We start from the raw sequence: 17,938 nt of genomic DNA on the forward strand, positions 1-17,938 counted from the left end.
AAAACGATGAAAAGCGTGAAAAGGGTCACATTTGAGTATCACGTATAGAAAGCGCCGAAAATAAGATAGCGGCTTGTATCGCACTGGTTACAGCAGCGATACAAGCATCTGAATCCAAACACCAGCGACTATCTTATTATCGTGAAGAGCCCTTAAAAACCAGAGCGAGCCTCTGCACTTTTCTGAGGCGATTGAGCTTGTAGGAAAGGCAGTAACAGCAAGCCAATAACGGCCGCACAAGTAGAGATGGTAATGAAGAATCCACTCCAGCCATAAGTTTCTAGAACGAGCGCCAATGGGTAACCAGAAAGTGCTGCTCCCATATAAGCAAACAAGCCAACAAAGCCTGTCGCCGCCCCGGCAGAGTCTTTATGCGAACATTCAGCCGCCGCCATACCAATGAGCATTTGAGGGCCAAAAACAAAAAAGCCAACACAAAACAACCCAGCCGCTTGAAACACAAAGTTGGTTAAAGGCATAAGCCATAAAGCGGATACCGAGAGGAAAATACCAATCGCAAACAAGATGTTCATCGGGCCTCGGTTACCACCAAACAGCCTATCCGATCCCCACCCAGCAACAAGTGAACCAACGAAACCGCCAATCTCAAACAGAGACAAGGCAGCGTTAGCGTTTATCAAACTGTAATCGTGTTCTTCGGTGAGATATAAGTTGCCCCAGTCGTTAACTGCCGTTCTTACGATGTAAACCAACACATAGCTAAAGGCGAGCAACCAAATGTACTTATTGCTGAACACATAGGTTTTCAGGATCTCTCGATAGCTTAACCCTTGCCCATGGCTCTCTTGCGCTAATTCCAGGTGATCATTACGCCACTTTCCTACCGTCGGAAGTCCCATGGTGGTGGGCTTGTCACGTAAGCGCCAGCAGACAATAAGACCGATAAAAACACCAATAACACCTGGCCAGATAAACCCAGATCGCCAACTGAACTGCAGCGTTAGATAACCCACAAGAATAGGGATAAGCGCTCCACCAACGTTGTGCGCTGTATTCCAGATTGCCCAGCGAAAGCCTCTTTCGGAGCGAGAATACCAAGTCGTCAATAACTTGGAACACGATGGCCAGCCCCAACCTTGGAACCATGCATTCAGTACCCATAGCGAGATAAAAGCCACTAACGAACTCGAAAAGCCAAACGCGATGTTTATCAGACCAGTCGCGATTAGGCCAAGCCCCATGAAGTAACGAGGGTTTGACCGATCCGATATCGTGCCTGAGATAAATTTCGATAAGCCATAAGAAAGATAAAAGAGTGTGCCAATTAAGCCGATATCGCCTTTATCCAAACCAAGATCGGTGATCATGGCAGGCGCGGCGTAATTAAAGGTTTTACGAGTGAAGTAAAAACCCGCATAGCCGACATACATACCTATCATGATATGGAGGCGCCAGTAACGATAACTCTGATTGATCTCATCATCTGTTAGAGCATCACTCTTGGACGTTGTTGAGCGCAGAAATCCAAACATATTCGTTCTCACACTTTAGGTAATGTAACGCTGATATTGGTACCCGAAGATGAGCCATTAGCGTTGATTGTCATCTTGCCGCCGAGCGCCTGAACACGCTCTTGCATACCGCGAACACCCATTCCTTTGAGAAGGTCTTGCGCTGTAAAACCAACGCCATTATCTGTAATCTGAAGGTCAGCTTGGTCGCCTAAAATCAGTTCAATTTTAATCTCGCTCGCTTTGGCGTATTTAGAGGCGTTGTTTAGAGATTCTTGGCACAGCCTGAAGATCGTGACCTTGAGCGTGTCACTCAAACACGAGTAATCACCTTGCCAATTTAATTGGATATCAACGCCGTGATCCGAAAACTCCATCTCTCGAATAAGCTGTTCCACGGAATCTTTTAAGTCCAGATCGTCCAGCATCTTAGGTCTTAGCTTTGTAAGTAGACGTTTGGTGGTGTCATAAACATTCAAAGACAATGACTCAATCGTGCCCGCACAACGAACACTCATTTCAGCGGCATCAACACGCTTAATAATGTTTGCTTGAGTTCGAATTGCCGTGATGTTTTGGCCGATTTCATCATGCAGTTCACGCGCAATATCACGACGAACCGACTCTTCAGCGGTAACTAACTGACGTGAAAGATTTTGATTTCTGGAAAGCTCACTGCGCAATTTCGAGTTGAGATCTTTCTGCTTTTGAACCGCTAAACCAAGCAGTATACCTGTGATGGTTTGAGCAGATAGAGACAAGAGTAAGTCGGTAATTTCGAGTTTGGATGTTCCGCTGTGGGCTGCAATCAACGCGACACTATTTAGCATTGTTGCAAGCAGAGCGCCTTGCCATCCGTAACGAACGGCGAGCAAGATAATAGGGATCGCCATACAGAACGGGGCGAAACGCCTTAGTTCATCAGGCAAACTGGTTTGTATCAAAATACTGGCCACCAGCAACACACTGTATAAAGCGATGTGACGAATTTTGAACTCTACAACATTATGGATTAAGTAAGAGCTCAGTGGCGCCCACTTATTTTGGAATAGATAGTTCCAGACTAGATAACACATCGGCACCAGCATCAGTCCGCCAGTAATACTCACCAACCACACCATGTAAACAGCCGGAACATGAGAACCCACAACGGCAACATTAATGAATGCTGTGACCATGATTAAGCTCGTCATCACTAACAAGTGACGATTCTGGTCACCAGAATAATAACGCTTAGCAATTAGCGTGGCAGGAATACTCAATCCACTGGCGATGAGTATCGTCAGCCATTGAGGTTCATCAAGCAGCAGAGCTAAAGCGATCGCAAGCCCCCACTCGGCAATATAGATAGCAGGCCAATAGTGAGTGCGAGTGTGCAGCGTCATTCCCAGTCGAAGTGAAAACGGGAAAAGCAGAATGGCTAACTCAGGGTCATTAATGAAATAGAAGGCAATAACCCATAAACAGAACCATGCACAGCCAGCCATAAAAACCCCACACAGGGAGGTGGCTAGGTAAGAACGCATTAGTACTGGTCTTGTGTAAACAGTTTCGCTAACTCGACGTTGTTCTTAACATTGAGTTTGTCCATCGCATTGGCACGATGTACATGCACCGTTTTATGACTAACCCCTAACTCAACGGCGATAGATTTCACATCGAGCCCTGTTGCCAATAACTGACACACTTCGCTTTCTCGGCGGGTGAGCTGATTTAAAGAGGCTTTATTCTTCATGGGTGTCGCAAGCTTTATGGCGATATCAGGCGTGAGATAACAGCCACCATTTGCGCTCGTGTGTACGGCTTGGATTAACTCATCAGGGCTACAGCGCTTGCTGAGATAACCTTTGGCTCCTAACTCTAATGACTTCTCAACCATCGCCGGAGAGTCATGAACGCTCAACATGATGCTGGCAATGCCCGATGGAATCTCTTCCAATAAGCTCAGACCACTTTCGTCCTGCATTGAGATATCCAAGATCACGACATCAGGGTGACAACTTGGCAATCCTAGGCGCGCTTCTGCCGCAGAGTTGAATTCACCCACGACCGTAATATCAGCTTCAAGACTGAGTAATTGAGCAAAGCCAGATCGAACAATGACGTGGTCATCAACAAGCGCAACATTAATCATGATATTAACCAGAATTAAGAGTAAGAAAGAAAAATAGCCCCAACAGGAGCTATCTAAAATTAAGTTTATTGATAGAGATGATACTGAATCGAACTAACGATTGGTATGATCTCACGTGCTTTAAACCAATAAAGCACGTGAGACTCGCTACGCGTTTTGAGACGCTAAGTGCATTTTCTTAGCGTGGCGAATCTTCTTCTCTTCCGCAACCGCAACGAATAGCAGTAACACGATACAAATGGCAGCTGACGTATCAAGCGCTGCGAACGTGCCTTTCCAACCCGTTAAGCCAAAAATAGGCGTGCCGTCTGCAATCATACCTAGGCCAAGTTTGGCAAAGCTGTCACCAATTAAGTAAGCAAATGTGCCTTTCACACCATCCGCAACACTGATTGCTTTCTTAGGCACGAAACCTACTGCAGCAACACCAATCAGCAACTGAGGACCAAACACAAGGAAACCAAGTACAAACAGTGATGCTAGGTACATGAACTCACTGGTTGCATGCTGGTAGAACTCTAGAGAAACGATGATCAGGCCAAGTGACACACAAGCAACCAAAGCACGGCGTCCGTTCGCAAGGTCTGACAGATAACCCCACATTAACGTACCGACCAGTGCACCAACCTCAAACAGCGTGAAGCCTGAAATCGCGGTTTCTTTTGATAGACCTAGCTCTTGATACGCATAAACGGTAGACCATTGATCGATACCGATACGAACAATGTATAAGAAGATATTCGCGAAGCAGAGCAACCAGATCACTTTGTTCTTCAGGATGTATTCAACAAAGATCTCTTTCTTAGTCATTTGATTTTCTTCAGCAGCCGTATCTTCTTCGCTGACTTCTTCATCAAACAACTCTTCAACCGTACCTAGACCATAGGCTTCTGGAGAGTCATTACCAAAGCGCATACCAATAAAGCCAACCACAATCGCAATAATTGATGGGAACACGAACATACCGATCACGTTGCCATCAAATAGGTAGTTAGCACCGAACAGAGCAACACCAGCCGCACCTGCGCCACCCACGTTGTGCGACATATTCCAAAGGCCTAAATAAGAACCACGCTTGTTACGAGGCGTCCATTTAGTGATGGTCGAGTAGCTTGAAGGACCGCCGGTACTTTGAAAGAAACCACTCAACGCATAGAAGGCAACCATCAAGAATAAGCTAGCGCTGCCGCCGCCCATACTGAAGCTGAAGCCCAACATGGCAATACCAGAAAGGACAAGCATGAATGGTAGGAACTGCTTAGTGTTTTTACCATCGGCATAATAGGAAACAACAGTTTTACCGATACCGTAAGTGATAGAGAAACCCAGACCGATAAGACCTAGATCCGTCATCGATAACCCATAAGTAGAAATCATGTCATTTTGCGCGACATTGAAGTTCTTACGGATCAAATACATGGTTAGATAACCAATGAACACGACTAGGTAAGATTGTAGGAATGGCTTAAACCACATTTTTCTTCTAGTTTCGACCGGAAGATCCAGCGTCGGTTTTCGAACCTGATCTAGGAACTTTAACATTGTGAACTCTCTTATTATTTATGAGGTCTGCACGGCATAATTGCGACCATGCATTGTTTGTTATTTGACAGGGAAATAATAAGGAGTCTAAAAATCGACCGCATGAGAGAGGGTCTTAGAATAACTAGGAAAAATTCTTAGTTCAGAATTGGGAGTCAAGAAAGCGTGAACAGCATCACTTTGTTTACGGTCTGTTATGGATTGATATTACTATAACAAAAGTCTCTCATTTCAAGGCGGACGAACCTTGTAAACAAACAGAAACAAGTGAAACACTTCGCAACAAACATAGCATTATTCATAATGGTTGCCTGACATTGCATTGATAAAGTTTGGATCCTTTTTGTAAACACATTTTTAGGTTCCAACTATGAATTCAATGGTCAAATCATCACTTGCGATTGCTATCAGCCTTCCACTACTGGCTGGGTGTGTGACACCTGGTGAAGATGATCCCAATGCGAGCACCAAGCAGGGCGCAGTCGGTGGCGCACTGTTAGGGCTCACGATAGGTGCATTAACTGGTGATGCTGAGCTAGCAATGAAAAGTGCCGTTGTCGGCGGAGTAGCCGGCGGGGTCGCAGGTGCAGGTAACGACATTAGAAGTAATCGAGACAACATCCGTCACGATAGCCGTAACGAAGCCATTGCGCATACCAACGTGAACGCCGCAGCAGCAACAGCACCCACAGAGACGAAGCAACAAAATTGGGAAGAGCTCAATAATTTCATTGGCGAATGGGATGTCACTATCCACAATCACGTTAACACTCTGGATACTATCTCGGACTTAGAGTCGACAGGAAAACTGAACAGCATTAGTCAAGCAGAGGTGAGCGTAGCTAATTCACAAGGAGTCAACCTAACGGCTCAGTTCTCTTACGATGAAGCTCAAGGCTACCAAATGGATGTCACCAACCAAGCTACCCAGGTGAATGTCAACTTTGCTGGCGAGCCTCAATCTCAAAATAATCGTTACAATTTTTATCCAACTAACATCCAAGATGTCATCTATGAGGGTGTAAATAGTGCTGATGTTCGCATTGAATTGGGAATGCTCAATAGCCAGCTTTGGATCTTAGAAAGCTACGCTTACCTAGATGGTAGTGAAAAGAAAATACAATCGATTCGATTTAACAAAGCCAGCTAGCTTTTCGTTATGAGCGGTTCGTTATTAATTATTAGTTATTAACTTCTAAATCGCAGATCAAATAAAACACCAGTATCGGTTCATCACCATCAGACTCCATGGTATGGTCGATACTGGTTCAACATTCATTCTTATTAAAATAGATTCAATCGGCTTGTTACGTTTCGAGTGAATTGTACTACAGTCGTTTACCGCTACCGTCTTCCCACATCACTTCGCATTCATCCTTGATGGCGGCCTTTAATAGTTCAACCAGTGGGAACGCTCGGCTACCAATATTAACAGGTGCTTCAACCACCTCTTCTTCATTGTCGTCATCAGTATTTTCTTGCTCTACGGGCTTGCTCTGCTCTGCTGCAATCGCAGCACGTAGATTATCCAGAGCTTGAGGAACCTCTGAAGCATCCATAGCGCCTGGGATGGAGCCGCTATGCCCAAGCATCTTAATGAATTGAAGGCCAACTTCACCAAACATCGTGACGCTAGCATGAGCTTTACAACTAAAGGTAATTAACATAATGAGCCTTTCTTAATTTTGGTCGTTTACAAACTATGTGGAGTAACTCACTGGAAAGCAAGTAGATAAACATCAAACAACGGTTATAAACTTGGTGCTTAAATCTAATCTTCTAGAGATGACCTGTACCGTCGGTGATATACATCACTATTTGGAATTGGTTGAACAGTCTTTCATATGAAACCTTGATAGTAGTCACACTAAATAGACATCTAAACCTCTGCATAGCTTGTTATTTAATCTACTATTAACATCATTATCAAAAACTTTGGCACAGATCACATGAAAAGGCTCGTCGGCAGGCACCTAGAAGAAATGGCGGACATACGATCCACCCGCAAGCAAAAAATTGTCCACTCCTTTTCACTGACTGCCGCTGCGTTATTTATTTTCTATACTTGGGCTTACTTCCAAGGCCAGCATTACACGCTGTCAATGTTCGAATTGTGCTTCGCCATCATTGCCATCTCTAACGCTTTATATGTAAGAAAAGTCATCAATCCTGAGTATTCCGAATTGATTCTGAGTGGTGTTCTTCTAGTGCAGGGCGTCATCCTATTCTTGTACAGTCACGCCATCCCAGATCGCATACTTTGGCTCTACCCAATTCTGGCCGCGGTCATTTTCATTAATGATTTCAGAATTGGCATTATCTTCAGCACTTCGTTTTGCCTGTTCATCAGCACCTTGATCACAGCAATGCCTAACAACTTTTCTTTGCCATTTAACAGCACACACAGATTTGTCCTTAGCTTATTTACCATGAGCTTGGTGTGCCACACATCCGCCTATTACTACACCAAAGCCGTCAGTTATATTCAACGCCTGTATAAAGAAGGCATTGAAGATCTCGCTTACAGAGATCAGTTAACAGGCTTGGCAAACCGCTGGAGCTTTGAACGCTGGGCGACAGAAAAACTAGCTACCGTGGATAGTGAGCGGTCACTTACGGCATTGGTCTTTTTGGATATAGATGACTTTAAAGGCATTAACGACAGCTACGGGCACGATGTGGGAGACAGTGTCTTACAGCATTTTGCCAATCGCTTGAGCAACAACATTCGAACCAGAGACAGAAAAAGCCATGAATACGATTATTCCATCGCGCGCTTTGCTGGAGACGAGTTTGTTCTGATGCTCTACGATGTGCCAACTCGTAAAGATCTAGACGGCATTCTAGATAGGATTTGCGGGCTGTTCGAAAGCGGCTGCCAAACAAACGAGAGAATCAAGGAGTTGACGCTCAGTGTTGGGGTTTCTTTGTATCCGCAAGATGCACAAGAATTACATGAGCTGACGAGATGTGCTGATAAAGCGATGTATGTGGCCAAGCATTCAGGAAAAAACCGCTACGCTTATTACCACGACAACCCAGTATCGACTTTGATAGAAGAACTACCAACGAGCCTTGTTAGCTCAGCACCGGATTCATCTGAACTGGAAGATTGCTTTGAAGCGAAGATCGAAGGGAACAATGTTACGCTATTAAAAGCGCGTCAACGCTAGCCATTCCTATAACTGAGCGGCGCTGCTAACCTGCAAAGTACATAAGCCAAAGGCTCACTAACCCGATCATAATAATCCATATGACTTGACGTGTTCGGTTTGGGTTATTCCCTTTAGGTCGCCTCACCACGGTTTTAAAAGCGGCTTGCTTAGCTGACTGAATAAACGGCGCTTCTATCTCGCGTTTTTTCACGCGGCGTTTTACCGCACTGTTTGCAACCTCTGTAAAACGCTGACTTTGCTCCGTTGTAAAGTCGTTATCAAAACCCATCCGACCATGCCTTTCGCCATGTTTTTGCTGAACTGCCATAGCGGCCTCCTTGGCGGTCTACTCTCTATTCAAGTATAGACATAATTTCATATTGTTACCTGTTCAAGATTTTCGAATAAGTCACTCAACGTTGTGCCATCTTCTTTTTAAATCAAATTACATAAACTACAGCTATTCAAGTTTACGAGGGTTTCAAAATGACGAATGTAAGAGCAGTAGATCATGTGATTGCAGCACATGCCACCTCAGATGGTGATGGCGTCAAAATCCAACGACTCGCAGGTTTTAATAACGCACGTTTCTCTCCATTTTTAATGATTGATGAACTTAAGTCGGATGAAAGCAAAGACTATGTTGGCGGCTTTCCTCCACATCCTCACCGTGGGATAGAAACGCTCACTTATATGCTCCAAGGTCACTTCCAACACAAAGACCATATGGGGAATGTTGGAGAGCTACGCAGCGGTGGCGCTCAATGGATGGCCGCAGGCCGTGGTGTCATTCACAGCGAAATGCCAATGATGGAAGAAGGTGCGCTGCATGGTTTTCAGATTTGGATAAACCAACCTGCGACACACAAAATGCAGCCAGCGCAGTATCACGATTTCCAAAGTGAAAGCATCGCGGAGCATCAAAGTGAACAAAGTGGTTTGTTAAGAGTGATTGCCGGAGGGTTTGAACTGCACAACCAAACTGACGATGATTCAGAGGCTTTACGAGCGCAGGGTCCATTACAGAAAACAGGTGTGCCATTAAGCGTTGCGGATTGGCGCTCTCATTCTGGGCAAAAAGTCACGTTAGGGACTAATGTTAATCACAATGCCATGACTTACGTGTACAAGGGTAGTATTCAGATCGGCGACAAAGTGATCAACCAAGGTCAACTTGCCCTGCTCACCAAAGCTGACTTGCTGTCTTTGGGTAGCTTGGAAGATTCAGGGGTACTGATTTTTTCTGGTGAACCGATTAATGAACCTGTTGTGCACTATGGTCCGTTTGTCATGAACTCGATGGAAGAAATTGAACAGACAATTCAAGACTATAACAACGGTGTGTTTGAGACTTACTGATGTCTTGGCTTGAGCTTTGAAGATTGAAGAGATTTTGCAACGAACAATGATTTGGTCATCCATTTGATGACTACAAAAACAAGTGACACTATCCACTGCCGGTTACTATCACTTATTTAACCACGCTCCTAGAGCGTGGTTTTTTTCTATTCAATCAGAGGCAAATGATGCCCTGATTGAACAAATTTAGACCTGATTACAAGTACTCACACAGGTAAGCCGTCGCTTCTTTTACCTGTAGGTCGAATGATGAATCACCCGCAACGTCAAAAGACTCACCAGATTGGTATGTCGTCCAGTCATCATCGCCAACACGCTTTACAATCAAAGCACCTTTAACAACGGTCATCTTTTCTGGAGCCGCAGTACCAAAAGTGTACTCACCAGCCGCCATTACACCAACACTCACATCAGCACCAGACTGGTTAAACGCTAACGACTTAACGCCACCTTCAAAGTATGTGTTTTCTTTAATCATTGTACTTCCTTGTTATCTTCAAATTGCAATTATTGAGCTCACCGAGTAAGCCTATGCGTAAATTTAGGTGATAATTGTTTTAACCAATTCGAGACTTTCCTACAAGAAATAAATACGCATAGCTTAAGCATTTCTGGAATTCGCTTTCATTGATAACGTAAATAATGAGGAGCAAGGCTAAAAATCACTAACGCAACCACATTTATTAGAACATTCGATCCTGCTTCTAACTCTTAGAACAATTTTTGCAAACTAAGGTTTTAGTTAATAGAATCTAAAACAATATCAGTCGAAAAATGAAGAGATAATGGCAAAAAAGCCGACTAAAAGCAGAGATCTATTTGCCAACTCGTTACTCTACGGCTTCCTATTAGCTGGCTTTATGGTTGCCCTCACCGCCGGCTATTTTGCTTACCAAGCCCACCAGCAATCTGTCAGCCCAAGCAACGTCTATGGCACATGGATAGAGATTGCGGCGCCACCTTACAACACCGACATCCTGACACTTTCAGAAAACGGTGTGATGATGAATCATCGTCTTATCACTACCTCATTCGATTTTGACGGGAAGATCGTCACGATCAACACTGGCTCTGGAACCACCGTTTACACCATCAGTGGTACTTACGATTCGCCTCGCTTGAAGCGATTAGAGCCAAGCGTGCCATCTCAGCAATTTATTAAAGAAGGCTACGAAGATACTGCGACTGGTGATACCCATAGTGTCATGCAACAACGACGCGCTTCCCTAGCAGAGCAATTCAAAAGATAAACCTCGCTTCTCCCTACTCCAAACTGCATTCGCCTTCAAGTTTACTCGTCGATCGAACACGCTCGCTCAACATACTTCACTTTGTGATTCTGCTTCAATCCGCAGTATTTTCTTATAGTTTGTCGCACCTTTTCATAACTTCATGTCGTGTATTTTCACTTGTGAGATTTTCCTACTGAAGGATGTTTTATTTTATAAAACATGGACTCAGCCTCTCATTCATTAAGCAACAGAATTGTAACAAGATACAATTTTTTAGTTGTCCATCGAAAACGGATTTATTTTCAGTTATGAAATTAAAACTCTCTCGAATACTGACTGGGAAGCTCCTTCAAAACTGATTGGAGCCGTTTATGGGGCCAATTGGTTCTCGTAATCTTCAAGGAATGAGAGAAATAGTATGATTCGTATAAATACCTGTGCTGCAAGCATTGCTCTAGCGCTATCTGGTACAGCATTAGCTGCTCCAACAGCACCTAGCATCGACATGTACGGTTCCAATAACCTGCAATTTTCTAAAATTGAACTCGCGATGGAAACCACCTCTGGCTACAACCAGATGGTGAAATATCACGACCAAGCGAAGGTCGACGTCAAGTTCAACCAATGGAGCGGAACGTCAGGAAACACGTACAACATCTACTTTGATGGCGTTAAAGTAGCCACCGGCCCAATCACTGGCAGCCAAACCACGGCCTCATTCGAATACGGCCAAGGCGGCTTATTCGATATGGAAATTGAAGCGTGTGACGAAACTGGTTGTAGCAAGAGCGCACCCGCTAAAATCACCATCGCAGATACCGATGGCTCCCACTTAGCGCCACTTGCGATGAATGTGGATCCAAACAACAAGTCATACAACACAGATCCAAACACGGTAGTAGGTACTTACTTTGTTGAATGGGGTATTTATGGTCGTGACTACACGGTAGATAACCTACCCGCTGACAACTTGACCCATATCCTTTATGGCTTCATCCCAATTTGTGGTCCGAACGAATCAGTTAAATCAGTAGGTGGTAACAGCTACAACGCACTCATGACGGCATGTCAGGGCGTTAACGATTACGAGGTGGTGATCCATGACCCTTGGGCGGCTTTCCAGAAGAGCTTCCCTCAAGCGGGTCACGAATACAGCTCACCGATCAAGGGTAACTACGCAATGATGATGGCGCTCAAACAGCGTAATCCTGATTTGAAGATCATCCCATCAATTGGTGGCTGGACATTATCTGACCCGTTCTTTGATTTTACAACCAAAGCCAACCGTGACACCTTCGTTGCATCTGTTAAAAAATTCCTAAACACATGGAAATTCTACGATGGTGTAGATATCGACTGGGAATACCAAGGTGGTGGCGGTGCTGCGCCAGAGCTTGGTGACCCAGAAAATGATGGCCCAGCCTACATTGCACTGATGGCAGAATTACGTGCGATGCTCGATGAGCTAGAAGCAGAAAATGGCCGTACTTACGAGCTAACATCTGCGATAGGTGTTGGCCACGATAAAATTGAAGACGTGAACTACGGCGATGCTATCCAATACATGGATTACATCTTTGCGATGACTTACGACTTCTACGGCGGTTGGAACAACGTATTAGGTCACCAAGCAGCATTACACTGCGGTAACTTCATGCGCCCTGGTCAGTGTGATGGCTCAGGCATTGATGAAAATGGCAAACCATACACAGGCCCAGCTTACACAACGGACAACGGCATCCAATTGCTGCTCGAACAAGGCGTTCCAGCGAACAAACTTGTGGTTGGTGCAGCAATGTACGGTCGTGGTTGGGAAGGTGTATTACCCTCATCACTTTCGGATCCTAGCGACCCTATGACAGGTGTTGGTAACGGCAAACTGAAAGGTAGCTCTGCGCAAGGCGTCTGGGAAGATGGCGTTATCGACTACAAAGGCATTAAGGCGAACATGCTTGGTGCGAATAACCAAGGTATCAATGGCTTCGAATACGGTTACGACGAAATGGCAGAAGCGCCTTACGTATGGAACCGCACTTCAGGTCAGCTGATCACATTTGATGATGACCGCTCGGTAAAAGCAAAAGGCGCGTACGTTCGTAGCCTTGGCCTTGCAGGTCTATTCTCTTGGGAAATTGATGCAGATAACGGCGATATCCTAAATGCAATGCATGAAGGCCTTGCTGGCGGTACAACAGATCCTGTCAACCGCAAACCAACGGCAGCTGCAGGTGCAGACCAATCGGTTGAAGGCCCAGCTTCTGTTTCTCTAGATGGCAGCGCTTCAAAAGACAGCGACGGTACGATTGCGAGCTATGCTTGGTCACAAGTAAGCGGCACAGCAGTAACGCTAGCCAACGCTAATGCCGCTGTTGCAAGCTTCGATGTGGTTGAAGTCGCTCAACAAGAAGTACTCACGTTCAGCCTGACGGTAACTGACAACGAAGGCGCTACTTCTACTGACACCGCTGTTGTAACCGTAACTCCTAAGGACACAGGCCCAGTCAATACAGCACCGGTTGCTGTGGTTACGGCTCCGGCTGAAGTTAATGCGGGTGATGTAGTCGTAGTTGATGCTTCGGCTTCAAGCGATGCAGACCAAGACACATTGACCTTCACATGGGATGTACCTGCTGGTATTGATGCAACGGTTCAAGGTCCTTCAGTGAGCTTTGTCGCGGCGGAATACACGCAAGATACAACGCTGAACTTCTCTGTAACGGTCAGCGATGGCACAGAGACATCAGTAGCGGCTACTTCAGTGAAAGTTATTAAAACCACAGGCGGCGGTACGTGTACTAACGCTTGGGATTCAGGCGCGGTTTACACTGGCGGCGACCAAGTGACTCAAGGCGGTAAGGTTTGGGAAGCGAAATGGTGGACAACAGGTGAAGATCCAACAACGACAGGCCAATGGGGCGTGTGGAAAGAGATCGGCCCAGCAAGCTGTGCTAACTAAGGACAAGATTAGTTAAAGCTAACTAAGCAACTAAAAGCAAAGGCCAACCAGAACATATCTGGTTGGCCTTTTTAGTGTTTTTTTCTCAACCCACGTTCTAGTTGTTTGAGTAGTTAAAGTTAACCAATTAAGTTCTCAAAGCTCTCGAATACTTGCGGGCACTTCATCACTCGACCGTGGCCTTGGCCTTGAGTGGCAATCAAGGTAACGCGACCCATTTCATTAGCAGCACGCTGAGACACATCAAACTTAGTAAACTTGTCTTGCTCATCATGCACGATGATCGTTTGAGACTCACGAAGCGCTAGCTTTCCATAGGGATCAACAGACTGAATTGGGTAGTTAAACTGCTCTTCTACTTCTCCAACTACCGCCTCGAACAGTTTCATTGAGTAGCCAGAACGCGCAACGCTGCCAAATAGGTTTTCTAGATAATCCAGTACAGGTGCAATCAGCAATAGTGGCTTATTTTCCAATTTAACGTGCTTACATTCCAACGCAGAAGCCGTCCCCATACTATGACCGACCAAACCAGCTACCTCACCCACCGAATCTAGAATCGCTTCAAGGCCGTTCACAAATGCTGGGATATGACCATGAACACCTTCACTGCCACCATGCGCCGGGTGATCGTAAGCCAGAGCCGTAAAGCCTTTGGCTGCGATATGTTCCATAAGAGGAAAGAACTGACTCGCCGTACCAGACCAACCATGAGTCAGCACCCAAACTGGACCTGTACCCAGAGAGTACGTTTTTAGCACACCATCACGGCCTTTGATTTCGCTCTTAATCAGCCCTTTCGGATCAGCATTTTTCTGCTCGGTACGCATTGGCGTGAGCAATAACTTGCGCGCTGTTTTCTTTGCATGGCTCGGCGCGAGAATGTAATGCAGGTTGGTTGTTGCACCAATCAGGCTGCGCTTAAAGCTGAATTTGTTCGATGTATTAAAATAGATTTTGTCACTCATGACCGTTCCTTGTATCGCCATCATCATTGGCGGATCGAGCTCGGCCAAAAAACGAACGACCGTGCTATTTATTAATATAAAAAATGGCGATAGCGCTTTTTATGACTGCTTGCCGCCACTTCTCTTAAAGTCTTTTGCAACCTTAGTTAAGCAAAGTCACATGGTTTGCGAGTTAAACCGCTCTCCAGCTAGCAATTAAGCGATCTACACCACTCCAAAAATGCGTGTGGCTCGCTTGCTGCCCTCGCAATGAGTAGAACAAGTTTGCACTCAAATAGAGCCCATACAACTCGAAGGTTGCCTGTTTTGGGTCTAGATCGGCTCTAAACTGCTTGCTCTCCACCGCTTTTGCTACCTGAATCGTCAAGTAATCAATCCACACTGAAATGGTTTTCTGCAGTGCCTTCTGAATCACAGACGTTTCGCTGCCTGCATCTTTCCACGCATCAATAAACATACAGCTGCCTTGGAATGAATGATTCCAACCCAACCAGTTATCGAGCAGTTGTTTAAGCTTGGCTTCAATATCACCGTCGCCCAACTCTCTCGCAGGAATGATGACTCTTTCAGTGAATATGGCGTTGGAATATTCGAGTACAGAGAGCTGCAGGTTCTCTTTAGAGTTGAAGTGCGCAAACAAACCACTCTTAGACATGCCACACTGCTTGGCTAATTCGCCAATCGTCAAACTCTCGAGACCATTCTCACTCGCAAGTGCGAATGCATGGCTCAAAATATACTCTTTGGTTATCTTTCCCTTGCTCATTATTCACCAATAATAAATCTGATGGTTTATTTTTAGCACGCTCGTACTTTTTTTCAAGTTTTTTGCCTAACCACTGGGATTTAATTTCTCTTATCCAAGAATTATGGAAAAATGCGACAATATTCAAAGGAATTTGAGTTAACCGACTATTGAGTTTAATAACTAGGGAAGAAGAATGAACACACTTTGGGAACAGTTTGCGTTTTCGGCGTCGGTTACAGGCCCTATCTGTTTAATGCTGTTTCTTGGTGTGATGCTCAAGCGAATCGGATTAATCAATGACAATTTCATTGATGTCGCATCTAAGGTGGTCTTTCAAGTCACCCTACCCGCGATGCTATTTCTGAGTATTGTTCAATCGAATCACAACTTTTCAGCCAGTAGCGCGTTAGTTGCCTTTGGCGTCATCGCTAACTTTGTCTTTTTCTTGTTCACGATTTTCTCGACCAAGTTAGTATTTAAAGGTTCGAAAGATCAAGGTGTGATTGTCCAAGGTGGATTCCGCGCTAATACCGCGATCATCGGCCTCGCCTATGTAGCTAATATCTATGGTAACCAAGGCGTGGCATTGGCGGCGATCTATGTCGCATCCCTAACCGTGCTATATAACATTCAAGCCGTAATTGCACTGACACCCAAAGGCGAAGACACAGGCGCGAAAGCGATTAAAGTAATCGCCAAGTCGATTACCAAAAACCCATTGATCATCGCTATTTTCTTAGCGGTCGTCTTCTATGCGCTTTCTATTCCTATCCCAAAAATGGTCACTGACGCTGGTCAATACTTTGCCAACATGACGTTGCCTTTAGCACTGCTGTGTACCGGTGGGTCGCTGGACATCAGCTCGCTCAAACAAGAAAAACTGTCGACGTGGTTCGCCTCTAGCTACAAGTTAATTGCCTCACCGTTACTGATTACACTGGCGGCTGGGTACTTAGGATTTGAAGGGCTCGATCTCGGGCTTATCTTCTTGATGAGCGCAGCACCAACAGCAGCGGCAAGCTACGTTATGGCTCGTGCGATGGGAGGAAACTCAACACTCGCGGCTAACATCATCGCACTTACTACTGTTGTTTCTCTTATCACTTGTACTCTCGGTATTTTTGTACTTACTGCAATGGGTTTAATATAGCTGCGACAGGCTTCAAAAAACCGACACAAGCCTTGAAACAAAGGTCATAAGCCTTGATTTAGTACTAACTGGGTGGGCATAAAGACTGCTAGATTTCGTAAAAATTTTACTAAGAGATCTGATATGTCTTCCGTTCAACATACGCCTTCACAACACATCGCCAGTGTCGAGTTAGGCCGAGTGATTGCTATCTTGGCGATCATTGGTTTACACGGTCAAATGGCACTCACTTATTGGCAAATAGATGAAGTGCCTTGGATCGGTTATGTACTCAACCAAACCGCTCGTTTTGCGGTACCTCTGTTTTTCCTAATTTCCGGTTATCTTATTCAGCCCAAGTTGATTGTATCCCCGTGGCAAACCGTCATTAATTACTCTAAACCACTGCTTAAGGTTTGGTTGGCATGGAGCATCATTTGCCTAGTGATGCCATTCAACCTCGCGAAGGTAGAAGAGTTTGGATACCTGGGTGAGCGCCAAGGCTATTGGGGTTTCTTAATGAACACGCCGCTTAATTCTTTCTTAGAGGGTGGATTGGTTCATTTATGGTTTATTCCCGCTCTCGTATGTGCAGTGTTGATCATTGCTTTGATAGTCGAAATGAAACTCGACAAATTGCTATTACCGGCGGCTATTGTACTTTACGTTTATGGTGTTTTGGCAGGCAGCTACGCAACGCTAACCGGGTTAGAAGCACCCTTCTTCACGCGTAATGGCCCGTTCTTTAGCACGTTAATGGTGACCTTAGGTTTCCTTATTCGTCAGAATCAATGGAAGGTGTCATCAACTAAAGCGTTGGGGCTATTAGCGTTAGGCATGTTGATTCACTTTGCTGAGGCGGCATGGCTCACCACGTTCGACGTCGGATTCAACATGAATGATTTCTTGTTTGGCACGGCGCTATGGGGAATGGGCGTATTTATGTGGCTTTTGGCTAATCCAAACATGGGTAACTACGCTTGGGTTCGCGCCATTTCAAATCGCATGCTGGGTATCTACGTCTGCCATCTGCTGATCATTATCGTGTTGTTCAATGTCTGTGGAGTCTTAGGCATTACGGAATTGGCAAAAGACGTTACGGTATTTTTTGGCACCGTATTGTTGAGCTTCGGGTTGGTTGTTGGAATCGAAAAAACACCACTGCGACGCGTGCTACTTCGCTAAATCAGTTTTAAAGTGCAACAAAAAATAAAGGCAAGATAACGGACTATCTTGCCTTTAT

The 17,938-nt window shown here is 45.1% G+C and carries 16 protein-coding genes; 7 read left to right on the plus strand and 9 right to left on the minus strand.

Annotated features, from left to right (window positions below):
* Window positions 1–152: 152 nt before the first annotated feature.
* From MSG38_RS08640 to uhpT, 4 genes are all read right to left on the minus strand, one after another.
* Window positions 153–1,493, minus strand: a complete 1,341-nt coding sequence (locus tag MSG38_RS08640) for an MFS transporter (protein ID WP_248382987.1) — start codon at window positions 1,491–1,493, stop codon at window positions 153–155.
* An 8-nt stretch (window positions 1,494–1,501) separates the two neighbouring features.
* Entirely contained in the window at window positions 1,502–2,998 is a 1,497-nt protein-coding gene (uhpB, locus tag MSG38_RS08645) for a signal transduction histidine-protein kinase/phosphatase UhpB (RefSeq protein ID WP_282450361.1), read from the minus strand.
* Entirely contained in the window at window positions 2,998–3,606 is a 609-nt protein-coding gene (gene uhpA / locus MSG38_RS08650) for a transcriptional regulator UhpA (protein ID WP_017061545.1), read from the minus strand. The genes uhpB and uhpA overlap by 1 nt, the downstream gene beginning before the upstream one ends.
* A gap of 147 nt (window positions 3,607–3,753) precedes the next feature.
* Window positions 3,754–5,148 carry a hexose-6-phosphate:phosphate antiporter gene (gene uhpT / locus MSG38_RS08655; protein WP_052879412.1) on the minus strand — a complete coding sequence of 465 codons (1,395 nt, stop codon included), beginning with the start codon at window positions 5,146–5,148 and terminating at the stop codon, window positions 3,754–3,756.
* A 370-nt stretch (window positions 5,149–5,518) separates the two neighbouring features.
* Here uhpT and MSG38_RS08660 point away from each other — a divergent pair, with 370 nt between their 5' ends.
* Window positions 5,519–6,298, plus strand: coding sequence for a hypothetical protein (locus MSG38_RS08660; protein WP_122082270.1), 780 nt, complete (start codon window positions 5,519–5,521; stop codon window positions 6,296–6,298).
* A 178-nt stretch (window positions 6,299–6,476) separates the two neighbouring features.
* On the opposite strand, the gene MSG38_RS08665 is transcribed toward MSG38_RS08660, so the two are convergent.
* Window positions 6,477–6,815: a DUF1840 domain-containing protein gene (locus MSG38_RS08665; protein WP_048610005.1), complete on the minus strand. Its 339-nt coding sequence runs from the start codon at window positions 6,813–6,815 to the stop codon at window positions 6,477–6,479.
* A gap of 315 nt (window positions 6,816–7,130) precedes the next feature.
* Between MSG38_RS08665 and MSG38_RS08670 the strand changes: the two genes are divergently transcribed.
* Window positions 7,131–8,321, plus strand: a complete 1,191-nt coding sequence (locus tag MSG38_RS08670; RefSeq protein ID WP_122082269.1) for a GGDEF domain-containing protein — start codon at window positions 7,131–7,133, stop codon at window positions 8,319–8,321.
* A 25-nt stretch (window positions 8,322–8,346) separates the two neighbouring features.
* Here the strand turns inward: MSG38_RS08670 and MSG38_RS08675 are convergent, their stop codons facing one another.
* Window positions 8,347–8,631: a hypothetical protein gene (locus MSG38_RS08675; RefSeq protein WP_048610314.1), complete on the minus strand. Its 285-nt coding sequence runs from the start codon at window positions 8,629–8,631 to the stop codon at window positions 8,347–8,349.
* Window positions 8,632–8,789: 158 nt separating this feature from the next.
* On the opposite strand from MSG38_RS08675, the gene MSG38_RS08680 reads away from it, so the two are divergent.
* A complete protein-coding gene (locus tag MSG38_RS08680; protein WP_052879409.1) occupies window positions 8,790–9,662 on the plus strand; it encodes a pirin family protein in 873 nt (290 codons plus the stop codon).
* 196 nt (window positions 9,663–9,858) lie between these two features.
* Here MSG38_RS08680 and MSG38_RS08685 read toward each other — a convergent pair whose 3' ends face one another.
* Window positions 9,859–10,140: a pyrimidine/purine nucleoside phosphorylase gene (locus MSG38_RS08685; protein ID WP_017057600.1), complete on the minus strand. Its 282-nt coding sequence runs from the start codon at window positions 10,138–10,140 to the stop codon at window positions 9,859–9,861.
* Between the two features lie 307 nt (window positions 10,141–10,447).
* Here MSG38_RS08685 and MSG38_RS08690 point away from each other — a divergent pair, with 307 nt between their 5' ends.
* Together MSG38_RS08690 and MSG38_RS08695 are read left to right on the plus strand one after the other, a co-directional pair.
* Window positions 10,448–10,912: a DUF2850 domain-containing protein gene (locus MSG38_RS08690; protein WP_017065063.1), complete on the plus strand. Its 465-nt coding sequence runs from the start codon at window positions 10,448–10,450 to the stop codon at window positions 10,910–10,912.
* 400 nt (window positions 10,913–11,312) lie between these two features.
* On the plus strand, window positions 11,313–13,850 hold the full coding sequence (locus tag MSG38_RS08695; RefSeq protein WP_248401631.1) for a glycosyl hydrolase family 18 protein: 2,538 nt from the start codon (window positions 11,313–11,315) through the stop codon (window positions 13,848–13,850).
* Between the two features lie 119 nt (window positions 13,851–13,969).
* Here the strand turns inward: MSG38_RS08695 and MSG38_RS08700 are convergent, their stop codons facing one another.
* Together MSG38_RS08700 and MSG38_RS08705 are read right to left on the minus strand one after the other, a co-directional pair.
* Window positions 13,970–14,818, minus strand: a complete 849-nt coding sequence (locus tag MSG38_RS08700; RefSeq protein WP_086969130.1) for an alpha/beta hydrolase — start codon at window positions 14,816–14,818, stop codon at window positions 13,970–13,972.
* Between the two features lie 172 nt (window positions 14,819–14,990).
* On the minus strand, window positions 14,991–15,584 hold the full coding sequence (locus MSG38_RS08705; RefSeq protein WP_048660624.1) for a TetR/AcrR family transcriptional regulator: 594 nt from the start codon (window positions 15,582–15,584) through the stop codon (window positions 14,991–14,993).
* Between the two features lie 175 nt (window positions 15,585–15,759).
* Between MSG38_RS08705 and MSG38_RS08710 the strand changes: the two genes are divergently transcribed.
* Window positions 15,760–16,716, plus strand: coding sequence for an AEC family transporter (locus MSG38_RS08710; RefSeq protein WP_248401632.1), 957 nt, complete (start codon window positions 15,760–15,762; stop codon window positions 16,714–16,716).
* 123 nt (window positions 16,717–16,839) lie between these two features.
* On the plus strand, window positions 16,840–17,880 hold the full coding sequence (locus MSG38_RS08715; RefSeq protein ID WP_086969128.1) for an acyltransferase family protein: 1,041 nt from the start codon (window positions 16,840–16,842) through the stop codon (window positions 17,878–17,880).
* Window positions 17,881–17,938: the final 58 nt, after the last annotated feature.

This window comes from Vibrio sp. 1CM24A (assembly GCF_023161725.1).
Lineage (GTDB): Bacteria > Pseudomonadota > Gammaproteobacteria > Enterobacterales > Vibrionaceae > Vibrio > Vibrio coralliirubri.

Bases quoted from the DNA above. Each gene is read 5' to 3' on its own strand.
- MSG38_RS08695 (WP_248401631.1), top strand. From the start codon at position 11,313: ATGATTCGTATAAATACCTGTGCTGCAAGCATTGCTCTAGCGCTATCT.
- MSG38_RS08705 (WP_048660624.1), bottom strand. From the start codon at position 15,584: ATGAGCAAGGGAAAGATAACCAAAGAGTATATTTTGAGCCATGCATTC.
- MSG38_RS08680 (WP_052879409.1), top strand. From the start codon at position 8,790: ATGACGAATGTAAGAGCAGTAGATCATGTGATTGCAGCACATGCCACC.
- MSG38_RS08665 (WP_048610005.1), bottom strand. From the start codon at position 6,815: ATGTTAATTACCTTTAGTTGTAAAGCTCATGCTAGCGTCACGATGTTT.
- uhpB (WP_282450361.1), bottom strand. From the start codon at position 2,998: ATGCGTTCTTACCTAGCCACCTCCCTGTGTGGGGTTTTTATGGCTGGC.
- MSG38_RS08700 (WP_086969130.1), bottom strand. From the start codon at position 14,818: ATGAGTGACAAAATCTATTTTAATACATCGAACAAATTCAGCTTTAAG.
- uhpT (WP_052879412.1), bottom strand. From the start codon at position 5,148: ATGTTAAAGTTCCTAGATCAGGTTCGAAAACCGACGCTGGATCTTCCG.
- MSG38_RS08675 (WP_048610314.1), bottom strand. From the start codon at position 8,631: ATGGCAGTTCAGCAAAAACATGGCGAAAGGCATGGTCGGATGGGTTTT.
- MSG38_RS08670 (WP_122082269.1), top strand. From the start codon at position 7,131: ATGGCGGACATACGATCCACCCGCAAGCAAAAAATTGTCCACTCCTTT.
- MSG38_RS08690 (WP_017065063.1), top strand. From the start codon at position 10,448: ATGGCAAAAAAGCCGACTAAAAGCAGAGATCTATTTGCCAACTCGTTA.
- MSG38_RS08660 (WP_122082270.1), top strand. From the start codon at position 5,519: ATGAATTCAATGGTCAAATCATCACTTGCGATTGCTATCAGCCTTCCA.
- MSG38_RS08685 (WP_017057600.1), bottom strand. From the start codon at position 10,140: ATGATTAAAGAAAACACATACTTTGAAGGTGGCGTTAAGTCGTTAGCG.
- MSG38_RS08640 (WP_248382987.1), bottom strand. From the start codon at position 1,493: ATGTTTGGATTTCTGCGCTCAACAACGTCCAAGAGTGATGCTCTAACA.
- uhpA (WP_017061545.1), bottom strand. From the start codon at position 3,606: ATGATTAATGTTGCGCTTGTTGATGACCACGTCATTGTTCGATCTGGC.
- MSG38_RS08715 (WP_086969128.1), top strand. From the start codon at position 16,840: ATGTCTTCCGTTCAACATACGCCTTCACAACACATCGCCAGTGTCGAG.
- MSG38_RS08710 (WP_248401632.1), top strand. From the start codon at position 15,760: ATGAACACACTTTGGGAACAGTTTGCGTTTTCGGCGTCGGTTACAGGC.